We start from the raw sequence: 19141 nt of genomic DNA on the forward strand, positions 1-19141 counted from the left end.
TGGTCTCTTTCATTGGCTGCGGCCGATATCGTCGACGGCGGATTGCAGGGCGATGCGGTCGAGGGCGGCGAGGGGAAGGGCGGCGAAGGCCTCGATGCGCCGGCGCAGCGCGCCATAGGTCTGCTGGAACGCCAGTGCCTTCTCGGCCTCGGTGCCTTCGACCTTCACCGGGTCGGGCATGCCCCAATGGCCGCTGATCGGCTGGCCTTCCCAGGCGGGGCATTCCTCGTTCGCGGCCTGGTTGCAGACGGTGAAGACGAAATCCATCCGCGGCGCCTCGGGGCCGGTGAATTCGGACACGTGCTTGGCGCGCAGCGGCGCGATGTCATGTTCCTTGTCGCGCAGCACCTTGAGCGCGAAGGGATTGAGTTCCGAGAACGGCTTCGTGCCCGCGGAATAGGCGGTGAACCTCTCGCCCGCGAGATCGCGCAGGATCGTCTCGGCGAGGATCGAACGGGCGGAGTTGCCCGAGCAGATGAAGAGGACATTGAACTTGCGGCCGGTCATGGGCTCGGGGGTCCGCGATGAGGGCAGGGTCGGGGAAGAGCAGATCTCCGGACGCCCGCGGCAGCACTCGAGCAGCAGGTAGTCGAAGGTGGCGCGCACGCTCTCGATCTCGATCCGGTAGAGAAGCGAGGTGCCCGCGCGGCTCTGGCTGACGAGCCCCGCCTGCGCCAGCGCGCCCAGATAGGCCGAGAGCGTCGAGGGCTTGAGATCGAGCACCGCACCGATCTCGCCCGCGGGCAAGGCGTCGGGATAGCGGCGCATCAACAGCCGGAAAATCGCCAGCCGCTGGGGATGGCCGAGGGTCGCGAGGCGAGTGACGATCATTTCTTCCATAGTTCGAGAAATAACGAAATAGATGCGTTCTGCCAAGTGAAACTTCGGTGACATTACGGAAAGCCTCGTGAAAGGGGTTTGCCAGCTTTCCGGCCTTGGCGCATCATCGCCCGCGTGGTCCGCTGCCGCCTCTCTCGGGGCCGCGGAAAATTTCTAAAGCAAACATGGATTTGACGAACAACCACGGGGAGACAGACATGTCCGATATCAAGCGCCGCCTCGCTGCGGTGATGCTCGGGGCCGCGGCGTCGGCCCTTCTGGCCGGCGCGCCGGTTCAGGCCGAGACCGTGAAGCTGACCATTCTGGGCGTCGGCGACATCTACAATTTCGACGGGGACGGCCATCGCGGCGGCTTCGCGCGGCTCAACGCCGTCGCCAAGCAGGAGCGCGCCAACAATCCCAACACGCTCTATCTCTTCGATGGCGACATGCTCTCGCCCTCGCTGATGTCGGGGATCGACAAGGGTCAGAACACCATCGACCTGACCAATCTCGTGCCCTTCGACCTCGCGGTGCCGGGCAACCACGAATTCGATTTCGGCCCGGAGAATTTCGAGCAGAAGATGAAGGCCTCGAACTACCCTTGGGCGGCGATCAACGTGACGCAGGCCGACGGCTCACCCGTTCCGGATCTGGGCGGCGTGATGACCAAGGAGATCGGCGGGCTGAAAGTCGCGCTGATCCCGGTCGCGCAGGACACAACTCCCGAGGTCGCGAATTCCGGCGATCTGAAATTCCAGTCCACCGTCGATGCCGCGATCGCGGCGGCCAAGAAGGCGCGCGAGGACGGGGCGGATCTGGTGATCGGCGTCGTTCAGACCGATCAGGAAAACGACCGCGAACTGATCGCGAGCCATGATTTCGACGTCGTCGTCTCGGGCGACGATCACCTCAACGCGACCTTCTATGACGGCATCACCGCCTATGTTGAGACCTCGATCGACGCGCGCTTCCTGCAGCCGCTCGACCTGACCGTCGACATCTCGGAGAAGGACGGCAAGCGCAAGATCAGCTGGACGCCCGATTTCCGCTGGATCGACACCGCCAATGTCACGCCCGACCCGGACTCGATGAAGCTCGTGGACGGGTTGAAGACGAAGCTCGATGAGAATCTCGGGCAGGTGATCGGCACCTCCGAGACCGCGCTCGACTCGCGCCGCAACGTGGTGCGCTCGGAAGAGAGCCCGATGGGCGACCTGATCGCCGACGCCCTGCGCGACGCGACCAAGGCCGATGTCACGCTGATCAATGGCGGCGGCATCCGCGGCGACCGCACCTATGACGCGGGCACCAAGCTGACCCGCAAGGACGTGCTGACCGAACTGCCCTTCGGCAACAAGACCGTCGTGACCGAGATCCCGGGTTCGCAGCTGCTCTCGGCGCTCGAGAACGGCTTCAGCCAGGTCGAGAAGGGGGCGGGCCGCTTCCCGCAGATCTCGGGCATGGATGTCGTCTATGACGCCTCCGCCCCGGCCGGCTCGCGCGTGGTCTCCGTCACCGTCGGCGGTGAGCCCCTCGACAAGGACAAGCTCTACAAGGTCGCGACCAATGACTACATGCTCTCGGGCGGCGACGGCTATACCGCGCTCGGCGGCGGCAAGGTTCTGGTCAATGCCGGCAACGGCAACCTGATGGCCAATGACGTGATCAACTACATCGAGGCGAAGGGCACGGTCGCGCCCAAGCTCGACGGACGGATCAAGAAACAGGGCGAGTGATCGCGCCTGAAGGAAGAGAAGGGGCGGCGGGGAAACTCGCCGCCCTTTTCGTTCGGGAAGGGCCCGGCGCGGCCCGGTCTGGCCGACCCGACCGAGGAGACGATCGGGACCCCCGGGTTCACTCGATCGGCAGCACGCTATGCTCGACCACCGCCTCCATCGCGACATAGCTCGACGAAGAGTGGACATGGGGCAGGGCGGAGAGCTCCTCGGCCATGATCCGTCGATAATCTGCCATGTCGCGGGCGCGGATCTTCACCAGATAATCGAAGCCGCCCGCGATCATGTAGCATTCCTCGACCTCGGGGATCGCGCGCACCGCGGTGTTGAAGGCCTTGAGCGCGGCCTCGCGGGTGTCGCTCAGGCGCAGCTCGACATAGGTGACATGGGTCAGGCCCAGCTTGATCGGCGAGATCATCGCCCGGTAGCCGGTGATCAGCCCGATCTCCTCCATCTGCCTGATCCGCGCGGCGACGGGGGTTTTCGACAGCCCGACGCGGCGCGCGAGCTCGGCGATGGGCAGGCGGGCATCGGCGACGAGCTCGTCGAGGATTCGCCTGTCGATCGGGTCGAGTTTCGGGCTCATGATCTTTTCGGCCTCCGAAAATAGTTCAGTCCGGCTAGTCTCTAGCAAATCTTTGTGCGGAACGCCTAGCGGAAATCGCCTAGAATCCCACGATCTGGACAAAGGGAGGTCGCCGATGCGCGAAACGTTCGATCAGTTCACCACCGAGGCGAAATTTGCCGATGAGGCGGCGCTGCTGGCGCGCCTGCGCGGCCAGGCCGAACTGAGCGAGACGACGCGACGCGACATCTCGGCCCGCGCGGCCGAGCTGGTGCGGCGGATCCGGACCGAGGCCAAGCCGACGCTGATGGAGCATTTCCTCGCCGAATACGGGCTCTCGACCCGGGAGGGCGTGGCGCTGATGTGCCTGGCCGAGGCGATGCTGCGCGTGCCCGATGCCGACACCATCGACGCGCTGATCGAGGACAAGATCGCGCCCTCGGACTGGGGCAAGCATCTGGGGGCGGCCTCGTCCTCGATGGTCAATGCTTCGACCTGGGCGCTGATGCTGACGGGGCGCGTGCTCGAAGAGGAAAAACCCGGCATGGCGGGCGTGCTGCGCGGCGCGGTGCGGCGTCTGGGCGAGCCGGTGATCCGCGCCGCGGTCTCGCGCGCGATGAAGGAGATGGGCCGCCAGTTCGTGCTCGGCGAGACGATCGAAGGGGCGCTCGGGCGCGCGAAGAAGCTCGAGGAGCGCGGCTATACCTACAGCTACGACATGCTGGGCGAGGCGGCGATGACCGCGGCCGACGCGGCGCGTTATGCCCGCGCCTATGCCGGTGCGATCCGCGCCATCGCGGGCTCGTGCAAACCCGGCCCGGTCGCCGAGAATCCCGGCATTTCGGTCAAGCTCTCCGCGCTCCATCCGCGCTACGAGGTGGCGCAGGAAGAACGCGTGATGACCGAGCTGGTGCCGGTGCTGCGCGATCTGGCGCGCCAGGCCAGAGCGGGCGGCATGGGGCTCAATATCGACGCCGAGGAGCAGGACCGTCTGGTGCTCTCGCTCAAGGTGATCGAGGCCGTGCTGTCGGATCCCGAGCTTGAAGGCTGGGACGGGTTCGGCGTCGTCGTGCAGGCCTATGGCAAGCGCGCGGGGCTGGTGATCGACTGGCTGCATGCGCTGGCGACCCGGCTCGACCGCAAGATCATGGTGCGGCTGGTGAAGGGCGCGTACTGGGATACCGAGATGAAACTCGCGCAGGTCGAGGGCCTGCCCGATTTCCCGCTCTTCACCACGAAGCCCGCGACCGATGTCAGCTACCTCGCCAATGCGCGCAAGCTGTTCGGCTATTCCGACCGGATCTACCCGCAATTCGCGACCCATAACGCCCATTCGGTCGCGGCGATCCTCGAGATGGCCGAGGGGCGCGAATTCGAGTTTCAGCGCCTGCACGGCATGGGCGAGCGGCTGCACGAGATCGTCCATCGCGAAGAGGGCACGCGCTGCCGGATCTATGCGCCCGTGGGCGCACATCGCGACCTGCTGGCCTATCTGGTGCGGCGGCTGCTCGAGAACGGCGCGAACTCCTCCTTCGTGCACCAGATCGTCGATGAGGACGTGGCCCCCGAGACCATCGCCGAGGACCCGTTCGCGGCGCTCGCCCATGTGAAACCCACCGATCTTCTGCGCCATCCGGCGAAGATCTTCGGCGAGGGCCGGCGCAATTCCGAAGGCTTCGATCTGACCGACGAAGGCACGCTCGCGCGGATCGAGGCGGCCCGCGCCGTCCCGATCCCCGATGCCGGACCGCTCGTTGCGGGCGAGGTCTCGGGTCGGGCCGTGCCGGTCGTGAACCCGGCCACCGGCGCGCAGATCGCGCAGGTCGTCGAGGCGGATACGGATTGCGTGGCCCGCGCGATCGAGGCCGCCCGCGTCTGGCAGGCTCCGGTCGCCGAACGCGCCGCCACCCTGCGCCGCGTGGCCGATCTCTACGAGGAGCATTTCGGCCCGTTCTTCGCGGTGCTCGCGCGCGAGGCGGGCAAGAGCCAGCTCGACGCGGTGGGCGAGCTGCGCGAGGCAGTCGATTTCCTGCGCTACTACGCCGCGCAGGCCGAGGCGAGCGATCCGGCCCCGCGCGGGATCTTCGCCGCGATCAGCCCGTGGAACTTCCCGCTCGCGATCTTCACCGGGCAGATTTCGGCCGCGCTCGCGACCGGGAACGCGGTGCTTGCCAAGCCGGCCGAGCAGACCCCGCTCGTGGCCGCGATGGCGGTGCGTCTGATGCATCAGGCGGGCGTGCCGCGCGAGGTGCTGCAGCTGCTGCCGGGCCGCGGCGAGAGCGTGGGCGCGGCGCTCACTTCGCATCCGCGCATCTCCGGCGTGGTCTTCACCGGCTCGACCGACACCGCGCTGATGATCCGCCGCGCGATGGCCGAGAATCTCGACCCTTCCGCGCCGCTGATCGCCGAAACCGGTGGTCTGAACGCGATGATCGTCGACAGCACGGCGCTGCACGAACAGGCCACGCGCGATATCGTCGCCTCGGCTTTCCAATCCGCGGGCCAGCGCTGCTCGGCGCTGCGCTGCCTTTACGTGCAGGAGGATGTGGCCCCCGGCCTGATCGAGATGATCAAGGGTGCGATGGATGAGCTCAGCCTGGGCGATCCCTGGCATCTCTCGACCGATGTCGGCCCGGTGATCGACGACGAGGCGCAGGCCGATATCGCGGGTTATATCGCGAAGGCCGAGCAGGAGGGGCGCGTGCTGCACCGTCTCGACGCACCCGCGCAGGGTCATTTCATCGCGCCCACGCTGATCCGCGTGGGCGGGATCGAGGATCTCGAACGCGAGGTCTTCGGTCCGGTCCTGCATGTCGCGACCTATCGCGGCGAGGATCTCGAGAAGGTCTTCGCAGCGATCAACGCGACCGGATATGGGCTGACCGCAGGGCTGCACAGCCGGATCGACAACCGCGTGCAGGAGGTCTCCGACGCGCTCCATGTCGGCAATCTCTACGTGAACCGCAACCAGATCGGCGCGGTCGTGGGCTCGCAGCCCTTCGGCGGCGAGGGGCTCTCGGGAACGGGGCCGAAAGCCGGCGGGCCGCTCTATCTTACCCGTTTCGCGCGAAGCCCGGAGGCTGCGGCCCCGGCGGTGGCCTGGGAGGGTGAGGCCGATCTCAACGCCCTGCGCAAACGCCTCGTCGCGGCGCAATCGACCTGCCGCGCGGCCCCGCCGCTCGATCGGATCGAGTTGCCCGGTCCGACGGGCGAGGCCAACACGCTGCGCCGTTATGCGCGCGGGCCGATCCTGTGCCTCGGGCCGGGGGCGGAGGCGCAGGCCGCGCAGATCGCGGCGGTCGAGGCCCTGGGCGGTATCGCGGTCGGGGCCGAGGGCCGGATCCCGGCGGAGTTGCTCGAGACGCTCGAGGGCATCGCGGGGGTGATCTGGTGGGGCGAGGACGCGGGCGATTACGTGCAGGCGCTCGCCGTCCGCAAGGGGCCGATCCTCGCGCTCGTCACCGGCGCGCCGCAGCTGACCGACGTCGTTCATGAGCGCCACCTCTGCGTCGACACGACGGCGGCGGGCGGCAACGCGGCGCTTCTGGCGGGCTGATCAGCGGCCGAGAACGTCTTCCGAGGCGACCGACATCGCCTTGATGATCGCGTGGCACTCCATTCCCTCGGTCAGGCCAAGCGCCGCGACCGAGCGGGTGGTGAGCCGCGCGAGCAGGCGTTCGGGGCCGAGGGCGAGCTGGACATAGACGCTCGGCGCCTCGGCGGGCCGGATCTGGGTGATCCGCGCGGGCAGGATGTTGAGCGCGGAAAGCCCCTCGGGGCGGCCGCGCGCGAGCGTCACGTCGCCGGCATGGATGCGCAGCCGCAGCGCCTGACCCGGCTGACCGGTCGGGTAGGGCAACAGGACCGGACCGCCCGCGGTCTCGATCCGGGCGAGCCCGTCGGCCTCCTGCCCCGCGACCTGTCCGCTGATCACCGCGCCTGCCTCGCGCATCCCCAGAGAGGGCGCGAGGCCCGGATCGGAGAGCACCTCGCGGGCCGGGCCGAAGCCGCGCAGATGCCCCGCTTCGATCAGCGCGACGGAGGTGGCGAGCCGCGCAACTTCGGCGGGCGCGTGGCTGACATAGAGGATCGGCAGTTGAACTTCGTCGCGTAACCGCTCGAAATAGGGAAGGATTTCCTCCTTGCGCGCGGCGTCGAGTGCGGCCAGCGGCTCGTCCATCAACAGCATCCGTGGCGCGCAGAGCAGCGCGCGGCCAAGCGCGACCCGGCTCTTCTCGCCACCCGAGAGCGCCGCGGGGCGCCGCTCGAGCAGCGCTTCGAGCCCCAGCATCGCAACCACCCGGTCGAACTCGGCCCCGTCGCGCGAGACGGGGGCGAAGCGGCGCCCGTAAAGCAGGTTCGCCCGCACGCTCAGATGCGGAAAGAGCCGCGCATCCTGGAATACGTAGCCGATCCGGCGCTTGTGCGGCGGCAGGCAGATATTCGCCCCGGTATCGAGCAACACCTCGCCCCCGACCGCGATCCGGCCCTGCTCGGGACGCAGGAGGCCCGCCACCGCGTTGACCACCGTCGTCTTGCCCGCGCCCGACGGCCCGAACAGCGCGGTCACCCCGGAGGGCGCGGATAGGGCGAGATCGAGCGTGAAGCCCGACAGCCGGTGCCTGAGCGAAATCTCCAGCATCACCCGCGCCCCGCGATCCGGGCCGCAATCCGCCGCGCGAGCCATTCCGAGACCAGCAGCGCCCCCAGCGCCAGCGTGACCGAGATCACCACGAGCCGCGCTGCATCGGCCTCGCCGCCGGGCACCTGAAGTTGCGAATAGATCGCGAGCGGCAGGGTCTGGGTCTGGCCGGGGATGTTGGAGACAAAGGTGATCGTCGCGCCGAATTCGCCCATCGCCTTGGCATAGGCCGTGATCGCGCCGGCCAGAACGCCGGGCGCGATGAGGGGCAGGGTGACGGTGGCGAAGACCCAGGCGCGCGACGCCCCGAGCGTGGCGGCCGCTTCCTCGAGCTTCGGGTCCACCGCCTCGATCGCGAGCCGGATCGCGCGCACCATCAGGGGAAACGCCATCACGCCCGCGGCAAGGGCGGCCCCTTTCCAGGTGAAGGCCAGCGTGAGCCCGATCTTCGCCAGCGCGCCCCCGATCGGTCCGTTCGGCGCGAAACCGATCAGCAGCAGATAGCCCGTCACCACCGGCGGCAGGATCAGCGGCAGATGCACCAGCCCGTTGACGATCGAGCGCCCGGCAAAGCGCCAGCGCGCCAGCGCATAGGCCACGAAGATGCCGGGCGGCAGCGACAGCGCCGTCGCCCATCCCGCAACCTTCAGCGACAGCGCGACCGCCTGCCAGTCCTGCCCGCTCAGCCAGTTCATTTCAGCGTATGGAACCCCTGTGCCTCAAAGATTTTCGCGGCCGCGGGAGAGGTGAGCGCCTCGTAGAAGCTCTGCGCCGCCTCCGTATCCGTCAGCCGTGCCGCGGGATAGCGGATCGGCGGGTGGCTGTCATCGGGGAAGGTGGCCACGACATGCACACGCGGCTCTGCCACCGCATCGGTCGCGTAGGTGATCCCGTAAGGCGCGGCCCCGAGCGCCACCATCGCGAGCGTCGCGCGCACATTGTCGGCCTGCGCGACATCGGGCGCGATCGCGTCCCAAAGCCCGTAATGCGCGAGCGCGGCCTTGCCGTATTGGCCGGCGGGCACCGAATTGACCAGCGACATCGCGAGCTTGCCGCCCTTCAGGAGCGCCTCGAGATCGAGATCCGGCCCGATCGTCACCTGGCTCGCCTGCGGATCATGAGCGATCAGCACCAGCCGGTTGGCCAGCAGATCCTCCTGCGCCTGCACGCGGCCTGTCCTGGCGACCGTCTCCATCCAGCCCGGATTGGCCGAGATGTAGATATCCGCGGGCGCACCGGCGGCGATCTGGCGCGCCAGCGCCCCGGACCCGGCATAGGAGATATGGGCGCTATCGCCGGTCTTCTCCTCCCAGCTCTTCGCCACCTCGTCCAGCGCGGTCTTCATCGAGGCGGCGGCGAAGACCGTCACCTCGCCGGCCTGCGCGGGCAGGGCAAGGGTGAAAAGGGCGAGGGCGGCGGCGGTCAGGCGAGCGAACATGGGCGATCCGTCTTTGCGATATGTTTGCGTGGACATAATGCATCGCCCGCGCCGGGTTTCAAGAACATTCCGCAGGCTGTGATCCGCGGTGAGCACCGCGCCCGCCCAAGAAAAAGGACCGGCGCGAGGGAGGCGCCGGTCCGAATTCGGGTCGAGGAAGGAGGAGGGAGTTCACCCGCCCGAATTTCCGTCTTGCTGTGGGGCGCCGGCGCTTTGCGGGCTTGCTCCGCCCCCCAACAACTGCCCGTCGACGGTCTTGCCGTAGTAGCCGTCATGCTTGTGGTGCAGCTTGTTGAACGCGTCCTCGACGGTCATCCCGTTCACCTGGCGCGGGTCCTTCGGGCGCGGATGGCTGTCGACGAAGGCGGCCACGTCCCAGGCCTCCTGCGTGGTCAGCTTGCCCGGCTCGGAGAGCGGCATGTTGTGCTTGATGAAGGCAGCCGCGGCATCGACCTTGTGCATGCCCGCGCCCCAGTTGTAGCTCTCCGGCCCCCAGAGCGGCGGGAAGACCTGCTTGCCGTTCATGTCCTTCTGGCCTTGCCCGTCCTTGCCGTGACAGACCGCGCAATTGGCCGCGAAGACCTCCGCGCCGCGGTCGAGCGAGGGTTCCTTCTCGGGCTTGTCGATCTTGCCGAAGCCCGCGCCTTCGGGCTTCTCGCCCGTGGGCAGGCCCTTCGACATCCAGAAGAAATAGGCCTGCAGGTCGCGATAGACATCCGAGCCATAGGGCGGCGGGCCGCCCGTGGGCGAGCCCTGCGCGTTCATCGAATAGGTGAAGCAGCCACGGATGCGGTCCTCCATGGTGTTCACCATTTTGTTCTTGCTACGATATTTCGGATAGACCGGGTAGGCCGCCCACATCGGCGCGGAATAGGCCTGACGGCCCGCATCGAGGTGGCAGTTCGAACAGTTCAGCGCATTGCCGACATAGTCATGCGCGTTGGTCCCGGTATCGTTGAAGATCGCCATGCCGCGGCGCACCGACTGGCCGAAATCGTCATCGGGGATCGTGCTGACATCGGGCGGGGTGAAGAGCTTGGCCTGATCGCCTTTCGCGGCGGGCGTGGGCGTGTTCCCCTGGCCGGTGAGCCAGCCCGGCGCGAGCCCGTAATCGAGCGCGAGCGAGCCGAGCACGGCGAGGACGAGGCCGCCGCTCACCGCATAGATGACCCGTTTCGCGGTCTGCCCGCGCGAGGGCTTGTCGGGGCCGGGGGGCGGGGTGTCGGAGGGATGGTTACTGGTCATTGGTCGTCTCCTTGGCCGGCTGCGCGTCGGAGCGCATCGCGGTCAACTCCACTTTCGGGGTCGCGGGAACGGGCGGCAGCGAAGCGAGGTAATCGGCCACCGCACGGCGATCCGCGTCGTTGAGGGCTTTGCCGATCCCGGCCATCAGGCCGAGCGGCGAGTTGTGGCGCGATCCGCCCGCCCACATGGCAAGCTGATGCGCGACATAGGCGGGCTGCTGCGCCGCGAGCGCGGGGAAGTCCGGTGCGACGCCGAAGCCCGAGGGGCCGTGGCAGGTGAAGCAGGCCGGAACGCCGATTGACCAGTCGCCCTCGCGGGCGATCTGCTCACCGCGCGCGAGATCGCCGTCGAGCGAGGGCCGGGCGCCCGAGGGCGCGCGCATCACCGCGTAGTGATCGGCCAGCGCGGTGATCTGCGCATCGGTCAGCGCCTTGGCGACATAGGCCATCGAGTCGTTCTCGCGGGTGCCCTGCTGGAAGTCATGCAGCTGCTTGGCGATATAGGCGGCGGGAAGGCCCGCGAGGCGCGGCACGGTCTGGGTGCCCTCGCCCTGATCGCCATGACAGCTCGCGCAGGACCAGACGCTGCCCGCGCCCTGGCTCACCAGCGTCGCCACATCGGCATTCTGCACCATATCCGCCGCCGCCTGCGGAGCGCTCGGCTGCGCGGGCAGCCCCGGGGTTGCAGCCGCGAGTTCCGCACCGCCGGCCCACGGGTCCTGACCCGCGGAGGCCTTGCGGATCTCGGCCACCGCCTCGGCGCTCACGCCGTCCTTCGCGCCGGTGAAGGTGCGCGCGACATAGCTGGCCGCCGCGGCGATCTCCTTGTCGTCGAGAGCGGAGGCGAAATTCGGCATGTGACCGTCATAGGTCGTCCCGTTCACCGTGATCGGACCGTCGATGCCGCGCATCGCGATCTGCGCGATAAGCTTCGCGCCTCCGGCCTTGACGATGTCGGAATTCGCGAGCGGCGGCACCGCGCCGACCGAGCCGGTCCCGAACTCGCCGTGGCAGGTCGCGCAATTGGCGTTGAAGACGGTCTTGCCCGAGGCGGCGGGCTCGGCCCCGACCGGGGCGTTGGCAGCCACGTCCTGCTTGTCGAGCGCGGCGCGCTCCTTGTCGGCGAGCAGGGTGGAATGGCTCGTCTGGACCAGCATCACCACTCCCCAGATCGCCAGCGCGATCGCGATCCAGTAGACCGGCAGGGGGATCCGGCGGTTCGCTTCGTACGGCTCGAACGTCTCGTCGGGAAGCCGCGGGTCTTGCTTGTTCTTGTCAGTCATCAGGTCTCCCTCCGGCTCACTGAGCGGATTTCGCGGCTTCGGTCTTGGACTTGGCTTGCGCCGCCATCAGCGCATAGCCGTCGTCGCGCAGACCGTCTGCGGGCGGGGCATAGTCGTGGCGCATCCCGCGCAGGTAGGCCACGAGGTCGAGCGCCTCCTGGTTGGCCACGATCACGCCGGTCTCGGGCGCATAGGCGGGCGGCAGCTTGACCACCACATCGCCCTGCGCCGCCTTGTCCTTGTGCTCGAAGAGGAAGGGGTAGGCGGGCATGATCGACCAGCTCGAGATCGCGCGCGGCTGGTAGAGATGGGTCAGCTGCCAGCCCTGCGAGGGCAGGCGGTCGCCGATATCCATCAGGTCGGGGCCGCTGCGCATCGTGCCCAGCAGATGCGGCGCGTCATAGGCATAGTCGCCCGCGACCGAGGCCCGGCCCCAGCCGCGTTCGGCATCGGGGGCCTGCGCGGTCGCGCGCGGCTGCTGGCTGTGGCAATAGACGCAGCCCATCGAGATATAGACCTCGCGGCCGCGCGCCTCCGCCTCGGTATAGGGTTGCAGACCCGGCGCGGCGCCCTGGCCGCGGATCTGCATTCCCGGAGCGATGACCAGAAACAGCGTCGCGATCGCGAGGATCGCCAGCGTGGTGATAGCGAGAGGAAGATAGCGGTTCATTCTGCGGCCACCATGTTGTCGGTTTCGGTCGTCTCACGCTTCGCGAAGGCCAGCGCGATGAGATTGATCGCCAGCAGCACATGGCCGAGCGTCATCAGCCCGCCGCCCAGCGAGCGGCCCTCGAGATAGGGCTTGAGCAGGGTCACGCTGTCGGCGAAGGGCTTCGTCGCGTCGAGCATCGCGAGCCCCTGCAGCACACCGCCGATGGTGAGCGACAGGAAATAGACCGCGAAGCCGATCACGTTGAGCCAGAAATGCCACATGATCATGCGCGGGAAGGGGAATTGCTTGCCCGTCGCGCGCGGCACGATCTGGTAGATCGCGCCCATCATGACGAGGCTCACGAAGGCATAGGCCCCCAGATGCGCGTGGCCGACCGTGTAATGGGTGAAGTGGGTGATCGAGTTGACCGAGCGCAGCGCCTCGATCGAGCCCTGGAAGGAGGCGAGCGTGTAGCACAGCGCGCCCAGCGAGATGAAGCGCAGCGGCACGCTCTCCTTGAACGCCCAGAGATTGCGCGCCACCGTCACATGCTGGTTGATCGCCACCGCGATCACCGGGACGAACATCATCACCGAATGCACGATCGACAGCGTCACCAGCCAGGTCGGCACCGGGCCGCCGATCAGGTGGTGGATCCCAACCTGCGAATAGAACAGCGCCAGCGCCCAGAAGCCCACCAGCGAGACCGCGTAGGAATAGACGGGTTTGCCGATGATCTTCGGGATCATGTAATAGGCCGTGCCGACGCCGAGCGGGGTGAGCCAGAGCCCGAGCACGTTATGGGCGAACCACCAGTTCACCGTGGCCTGCTCGATCCCCCAGTGGAGGCCCGGAATGTTCGCGATCACGAACAGGACCGGGAACCACAGGATGCCGGCGAGGAAATACCAGCCCGAGACGTAGATGTGGTGCACCTTGCGCGCCCGCGCGGTCTGGATCAGCGGCAGCACGAAACAGGCCGCGCCCGCGGCGAGGATGATGTCGATCTGCCACGGGATCTCGAGCCATTCGAGCCCGTCGGTCCAGCCACTGGCGATCGCGGCCACGCCCGCGGCGACACCGATATTCCACAGCACGATCCCGGTCTTGACCATGCCCGCATGGCGCAGCCTGGTGTGGAAGATGCGCGGAATGATCCAGAACACCGAGGCGAGGCCCGCCTGGCTGGCCCAGCCATAGGCGACCGAGTTGAGATGCACGGTGCGCATCCGGCCGAAGGTCATCTGCGCCGCGCCCGTCATCATGTCGGGCAGGTGCAGCTCGAGCGAGGCGGCGAGCCCGTGCAGCGAGCCGTAGATCAGCCAGAACACCGCCGCGCCCACCAGCCACAGCACGGGGCGGGCCGAGGAGGCGTCGATACCGGCACGGACGGGGTCGAAATGGTGCGGCTTGTCGTGTTCGTCGATCTCGGCGCCTTCGCCGGGCGCGAAGATCGTGCGCGCGTCGTCTTGATCGGGGGTGCGGACCTGCCTGTTCGCGATCGCCCAGATCAGGATCGAAAGCGCGATCAGCGAGATGACGAAACTCAGCGCGAGCAGAAGTCCGAGCGTGGGGGTTATTTGCATGGTCTGGCTCCGCTCTTCACTGGGCGTTCGGGCGCATCGGGCCGGCGGGTGTCTTGGACGTCACGGTCATGGCTCCCTAAAGGTCTGACATTTCTTCTGCTTTTCACGAGCAACGCACGCCAGCGTGATCTGTTCCTCATATTCAAATACATGAATGGGACGGAGGGCTCCGTCCGGGAAAGGTCAGATTTCACGCGGTTTCGGCGGATCGCCGCTCGGTTCCGCATAGGGTGGAGCAATCAAATGGGCGCGACCACTCCTCCTCACGCAGAGATGATCGGTCGCGAGCACTCCGACGGGCGCGGGGCCTGAGTTCAGCGGTGTTTGGGTGCCGCGCCTTGTTTCATGGAGCCCGGACCGCTCGCGCCGATGTCAAAAGACATGACGGATGTTTCAATGCGCCGACGAAATTGTGAGAGCGGCTTCACATTCCCCGTGAGCGGCGCGCGCGCTGCCCGCCACACCTCCGCCGAGCGATCGGGGAACGCGGTCCGGAGGCTGTTGGTTGGCCATCCGAGGGGCCATTTCGGGAAGGCGTCCGGCCGCGCGGCCGCGCATCGATTCCCCCGGTCAGCCGACAGGCCCCGGACCGCAAGGAGACGCGCCGATGATCCGCAACTTCAAGGACCACGCCGCCAATGAGCGCACCTTCCTCGCCTGGCTGCGCACCGCGATCGCGATCGTCGGGGTGGGGCTGACGGCGGCGAAGCTCACGGGCGCGAAAATGCCCGCCTGGTCGGACGTGGCGATGATCGGGGCAGGGGGCGTGGTGGTCGCGCTCGCCTTCATCCGGATGCGGCTCCTGCGGGCGCGGATTGACGCGGAGGAGGCGCTCGACGAAGGCGGTACGAACTGGCCCGACCTGGTGCTCATGGCGCTCGTTTTCGCGCTCAGCGTGCTGATGGTCATATTCGTCCTGCATGTCGACTGACCCCCTTGCATCTGCCCGCCCGGCCTGACTTCATGCCGCCAATCCAAGGAGGAGTGATCATGAAATTGCTGCGTCATGGGCCCAAGGGGGCCGAGAAACCGGGTCTGCTCGACGATCAGGGCGTGATCCGCGACCTGTCGGGTCAGATCGAGGATATCGGCGGGGCGGTGCTGAGCGACGAGGGCCTCGCCAGCCTCGGCTCGCTCGATCTGACCGAGCTGCCGGCGGTTCCGGCGGACACCCGTCTGGGCACGCCGATCGCCGAGATCGGCAAGATGATCTGCATCGGTCTCAACTATGCCGACCACGCCGCCGAGTCGGGCGCGCAGGTCCCGGCCGAACCGCTGATCTTCATGAAGGCCACCTCGGCCATCCAGGGCCCGAACGATCCGATTGTGATCCCGCGCGGCTCGGAACAGACCGACTGGGAGGTCGAGCTGGGCATCGTGATCGGCACCGCGGCGAAATACGTCTCGGAAGACGACGCGATGAACCATGTCGCGGGTTTCGTGCTCGCCAATGACGTCTCCGAGCGCAGCTACCAGAAGGACCGCGCCGGGCAGTGGACCAAGGGCAAGAGCTGCGACAGCTTCGGCCCGCTCGGGCCCTACCTGGTGACCCGCGACGCTGTGGCCGATCCGCAGAAACTCGCGATGAAGCTGAGCGTGAACGGCGAGGTCATGCAGGACGGCTCGACCGAGACGATGGTGTTCGGCGTGGCGAAACTGGTCAGCTACCTGTCGCAATTCATGACGCTGCATCCGGGCGACGTGATCTCGACCGGCACCCCTCCGGGCGTCGCGATGGGGATGGAAAACCCGCGCTTCCTGCGCCCCGGCGACGTGGTGGAGCTCGAGATCGAGGGTCTCGGCCGCCAGCGCGCCGAGGTCGTGGCCGACAGCTGAAACCGGCCGAACGAGTTGGGGCAGGGCGCGCCGGTCACGGCGCGCCCGCTTTCGTTACAGCCGGATCGGGTTGTCCTTGGCGACCCGGTCGAACTCCATCAGCACCTGAACGAGTTTCGGCATCTCGCGCAGCGGGATCATGTTGGGCCCGTCCGAGGGCGCCGTATCGGGCGCCTCGTGGGTTTCGATGAACACCCCCGCGATCCCGAGACTGACCGCCGCGCGCGCCATCACCGGCGCGAATTCGCGCTGGCCGCCGGAGGAGCCGCCCTGACCGCCCGGCTGCTGGACCGAATGGGTCGCGTCCATGATCACCGGATAGCCGGTCTTCATCATCTCGGGCAGGCCGCGCATGTCGGCCACCAGCGTATTGTAGCCAAAGGAGGTGCCGCGCTCGGTCAGCAGGATCTTCTCGTTCCCGGTCGAGGCGACCTTCTCGGCGACATTGGGCATGTCCCAGGGGGCCAAGAACTGGCCCTTCTTGATATTGACGACACAGCCCGTTTCCCCCGCGGCCAGCAACAGATCGGTCTGGCGGCACAGGAAGGCCGGGATCTGGATCACGTCGACCACGGCGCCCGCGACCCGCGCCTGCTCGGCATCGTGGATATCGGTCAGCACCGGGCAGCCGATCTCGGCGCGCACCTCTTCGAGGATCTTCAGCCCCGCCTCGATCCCGAGGCCGCGCTTGCCCTTGAGGCTGGTGCGGTTCGCCTTGTCGTAGCTGGCCTTGAAGATGAATTGCGCACCCGCCTGATCGCAGGCTTTCGCCATCTCGCGCGCGATCATCAGAGCATGGTCGCGGCTTTCCAGCTGGCAGGGGCCGGCGATCACCGTCAGGGGGCGATCGTTCGAGACGGTCAGCCCGCCGATTTTCACGTCTTTCATAATGCTCTCCGCAGCCTTTGCAGGGGCCGCTCAGATCAGCTCGAGACCTGTTCGCGCAGGACCGAGGCGGTGAGCGACAGCATCAGATAGATGCCCGAGAAGATCAGGAAAGCCAACAGCGTGTTCTCGAAACTGCGCGGATAGGTCGCCTCGTCGGGCGCGACCGGGCGCACGCCCATCTCGAGATAACGCACCTGCTTGTTGGCCTCGATCCGCGCTGTCTCCATCTGCTGGGCGGCCGCCGAGAGCAACATCTGCCGGGTCTGCAACTCCGCCTGCGCGATCTGGAGCTGGCCGGTGACGGCGGCGAGCGACTCGCCCGAGCCCTTTGCCGTGGTCAGCTTGCCGCGCAGCCCCGCGATCATGCCCTGCAGCCGGTCGATATCGCCCTGCACGCCCGAGACCCGCGCCTGGTTCGGATTGGGGTTGTCGAGAAGCTGGCCAAGCTCGAGCCGCTTGTGCTGAAGCTGGGTCTCGAAGCTCGAGACCTGGCCCATCACCAGCGAGTTCTCACTCACCGGGTCGAGGATGCCGACCTTCTCCTGCAGGTTCTGCACCTTGGCCTGGGCCGCGAAGACCTTCGCCTCGGCATCCTGATAGCTCTCGCGCGCACCCTTCATCTGGTCGCCGCGCAGCCGCGAGGTGAGCTGGTCGACCTGTTCCTCGGCATAGGAGATCAGCGCCTCCGAAAATTTCTGCGATTCCTTCGGATCGGGGGCGATCACCTCCATTTTCACGATCCCTTCGGACGGATCGTAGCCGATCTTCACCATCCGCTGGTAGAGCCGGTAGGCCTGCTCGTCCGAGGCGTGTTCGGGCAGGCGCTGGAGCGGGTCGATCGAAGGGTTCTCGAACACCGTCTTGAAGCCCTGATCGCGTTCGAGCCGCTGCATCGCGTCGCGCGATTGCAGGTAGGACTGCACCGTGACCGAGTCCTGGTTCGTGGCGAGCTGCGTGCCCGAGAACAGGCCGCTCAGCCCCGACTGCCCCAGCCCCTCGGCCTTCTGGATCACGAAGGCGGTATGGGTCGCGTACATCGGCGTCGCCATCGCGAAATAGTAATATCCCGCGATCAGCGTCGGCAGGAACACGAAGAAGGCGAGCCGCGCGGCCAGCAGGGTCAGCTTGCGGCGGCGGCGGCGTGCGATGTCGCGCTGGATCTTGAGGATCTCGGCGGCGCGGCGGTCCCCGGACATCACCTCGGTCGAGGGCGGCTGGCCCGGCTTGACCGTCTGGGGCAGCTGCACCCGCGTATCCGCGCCCGGCCCGTCGGTGCGCGCGAGCGCGCGCGAGGTCGCATCGCCCTTGCCCTTGACCAGCGCCACGATGTTCGAGCGGTCGAACGGGTCGATGCCCGCCCGGCGCAGCATCAGCACCGCCTCGAAATCCGAACTCGCCCGGATCCCCTGTTTCTGCGCCATCCGCCGCGCGAGGCGAAGCTGACGCCCGGTCAGCCCCTCGGCGCGGATCGCCGCGATCTCTTCCTCGGGCGTCTTCTCGCCCGCGGCAAGCACATCGGTGCCGCCCTGCGCGGTCGGGAATTTCTGATCGCCGAACCCGTCCTCATCCGCTTCGAAAAGCTCTGCGGGATCGTCCGTTTGCGGCGCGGGCTTGGCGGGTTGCGGCTGCGGCCGGGGCAGGGCCACGGCACGGCGCGGGGCGGGCTCGCGCGGTTGCGGCGCCGCGGCTGACGCGGGTGTCCGGGGCTCGGTCTCCGCGAGGACGGGACCGGTGCGGCGGATGCGATACTTGAGTGCCTTAGGACTGATAGTCATACATCCGCTTCGCTTCTTCCAGGTTGTCGAACATGTAGAGCTGCCCGTCACGCAGAACCGCCGCCTGGCGGCAGAATTTCTCGATCGTGGAGGGTTTGTGCGAGACCACCACCACCGTGCTGTCGCGCAGCCGGTCGCGCAGGATCGAGCCTGCCTTGCGATTGAATTCAACGTCGGTGGTTGACGGCATCCCCTCGTCGATCAGATAGATGTCGAATTCCAGTGCGAGGAGCAAGGAAAACGTAAAGCGCGAGCGCATTCCCGAGCTGTAAGTTCCCACCGGCATGTCGAAATATTCGGCAATCCCGGTGAGCCAGCGGCAGAACGCCTCGACGTAATCGGGATCGAGCCCGTAGAGCCGCGCGATGAAACGCGCATTCTCGCGCGCGGTATGTTTCGAGACGACGCCGCCCATGAAGCCCAGCGGAAAGGAGACCCGGCAGGTCTTGCGGATCTCGCCCTCGTCGGGCTTCTCGAGCCCCGCCATCATGTTGATGAGCGTCGTCTTACCCGTGCCGTTGGGTGCGAGGATGCCAAGCGAATTTCCGAGCCCGACGCGGAAGCTGGCGCGGTCAAGGATCACCTTGCGCTGCTTGCCGGTCCAGAAGGACTTGGAGACGTTTTCAAATTCGATCATCGTCACTATCTGCCGAAACTGTCGGAACCCACCAAAC

General features: G+C 67.3%; 16 protein-coding genes. 4 read left to right on the forward strand and 12 right to left on the reverse strand.

All coding sequences use genetic code 11. The features are described 5' to 3' along the window. Window positions 1-9: 9 nt before the first annotated feature. Window positions 10-840 carry an arsenate reductase/protein-tyrosine-phosphatase family protein gene (locus DW2_RS11950; protein WP_038146876.1) on the reverse strand — a complete coding sequence of 277 codons (831 nt, stop codon included), beginning with the start codon at window positions 838-840 and terminating at the stop codon, window positions 10-12. A gap of 197 nt (window positions 841-1037) precedes the next feature. On the opposite strand from DW2_RS11950, the gene DW2_RS11955 reads away from it, so the two are divergent. Then, complete coding sequence (locus DW2_RS11955) at window positions 1038-2558, forward strand: bifunctional metallophosphatase/5'-nucleotidase (RefSeq protein ID WP_038146878.1); 1521 nt, start codon at window positions 1038-1040, stop codon at window positions 2556-2558. Between the two features lie 118 nt (window positions 2559-2676). On the opposite strand, the gene DW2_RS11960 is transcribed toward DW2_RS11955, so the two are convergent. Next, entirely contained in the window at window positions 2677-3144 is a 468-nt protein-coding gene (locus DW2_RS11960; RefSeq protein ID WP_038146879.1) for an Lrp/AsnC family transcriptional regulator, read from the reverse strand. Between the two features lie 115 nt (window positions 3145-3259). On the opposite strand from DW2_RS11960, the gene putA reads away from it, so the two are divergent. Then, window positions 3260-6679 carry a bifunctional proline dehydrogenase/L-glutamate gamma-semialdehyde dehydrogenase PutA gene (gene putA / locus DW2_RS11965; RefSeq protein ID WP_038146881.1) on the forward strand — a complete coding sequence of 1140 codons (3420 nt, stop codon included), beginning with the start codon at window positions 3260-3262 and terminating at the stop codon, window positions 6677-6679. Here putA and modC read toward each other — a convergent pair whose 3' ends face one another. The 7 genes from modC to DW2_RS12000 form a co-directional block, all read right to left on the reverse strand. Further along, window positions 6680-7768 (reverse strand): molybdenum ABC transporter ATP-binding protein, encoded by a 1089-nt coding sequence (modC, locus tag DW2_RS11970; RefSeq protein WP_038147042.1) that lies wholly within the window; start codon window positions 7766-7768, stop codon window positions 6680-6682. Next, a complete protein-coding gene (gene modB, locus DW2_RS11975) occupies window positions 7765-8460 on the reverse strand; it encodes a molybdate ABC transporter permease subunit (RefSeq protein ID WP_038146883.1) in 696 nt (231 codons plus the stop codon). Before modB ends, modC begins: the two co-directional genes overlap by 4 nt. Continuing rightward, window positions 8457-9203: a molybdate ABC transporter substrate-binding protein gene (modA, locus tag DW2_RS11980; RefSeq protein ID WP_038146885.1), complete on the reverse strand. Its 747-nt coding sequence runs from the start codon at window positions 9201-9203 to the stop codon at window positions 8457-8459. Before modA ends, modB begins: the two co-directional genes overlap by 4 nt. A gap of 171 nt (window positions 9204-9374) precedes the next feature. Then, window positions 9375-10448: a c-type cytochrome gene (locus DW2_RS11985; RefSeq protein WP_081874969.1), complete on the reverse strand. Its 1074-nt coding sequence runs from the start codon at window positions 10446-10448 to the stop codon at window positions 9375-9377. After that, window positions 10438-11730, reverse strand: a complete 1293-nt coding sequence (locus tag DW2_RS19400; protein ID WP_081874970.1) for a c-type cytochrome — start codon at window positions 11728-11730, stop codon at window positions 10438-10440. The genes DW2_RS11985 and DW2_RS19400 overlap by 11 nt, the downstream gene beginning before the upstream one ends. Before the next feature lie 16 nt (window positions 11731-11746). Continuing rightward, entirely contained in the window at window positions 11747-12400 is a 654-nt protein-coding gene (locus DW2_RS11995; RefSeq protein ID WP_038146886.1) for a cbb3-type cytochrome c oxidase subunit II, read from the reverse strand. Further along, window positions 12397-13968, reverse strand: a complete 1572-nt coding sequence (locus tag DW2_RS12000; RefSeq protein WP_038146888.1) for a cbb3-type cytochrome c oxidase subunit I — start codon at window positions 13966-13968, stop codon at window positions 12397-12399. Before DW2_RS12000 ends, DW2_RS11995 begins: the two co-directional genes overlap by 4 nt. Window positions 13969-14575: 607 nt before the next feature. Here DW2_RS12000 and DW2_RS12005 point away from each other — a divergent pair. Together DW2_RS12005 and DW2_RS12010 are read left to right on the forward strand one after the other, a co-directional pair. Then, window positions 14576-14899 (forward strand): YidH family protein, encoded by a 324-nt coding sequence (locus tag DW2_RS12005; RefSeq protein WP_038146889.1) that lies wholly within the window; start codon window positions 14576-14578, stop codon window positions 14897-14899. Between the two features lie 59 nt (window positions 14900-14958). After that, a complete protein-coding gene (locus DW2_RS12010; RefSeq protein ID WP_038146891.1) occupies window positions 14959-15804 on the forward strand; it encodes a fumarylacetoacetate hydrolase family protein in 846 nt (281 codons plus the stop codon). 54 nt (window positions 15805-15858) lie between these two features. Here DW2_RS12010 and kdsA read toward each other — a convergent pair whose 3' ends face one another. The 3 genes from kdsA to DW2_RS12025 are packed head-to-tail and all read right to left on the reverse strand — an operon-like array spanning window position 15859 to window position 19104. Beyond that, the gene (kdsA, locus tag DW2_RS12015) at window positions 15859-16692 is read right to left on the reverse strand and encodes a 3-deoxy-8-phosphooctulonate synthase (RefSeq protein WP_038146892.1); all 834 of its coding nucleotides are present in this window, start codon (window positions 16690-16692) and stop codon (window positions 15859-15861) included. 35 nt (window positions 16693-16727) lie between these two features. Then, a complete protein-coding gene (locus DW2_RS12020) occupies window positions 16728-18467 on the reverse strand; it encodes a KpsE/RkpR family capsule polysaccharide export protein (protein ID WP_038146893.1) in 1740 nt (579 codons plus the stop codon). Continuing rightward, on the reverse strand, window positions 18451-19104 hold the full coding sequence (locus DW2_RS12025; RefSeq protein WP_038146894.1) for an ABC transporter ATP-binding protein: 654 nt from the start codon (window positions 19102-19104) through the stop codon (window positions 18451-18453). The genes DW2_RS12020 and DW2_RS12025 overlap by 17 nt, the downstream gene beginning before the upstream one ends. Window positions 19105-19141 lie beyond the last annotated feature (37 nt).

The organism is Thioclava atlantica (assembly GCF_000737065.1).
GTDB lineage: Bacteria > Pseudomonadota > Alphaproteobacteria > Rhodobacterales > Rhodobacteraceae > Thioclava > Thioclava atlantica.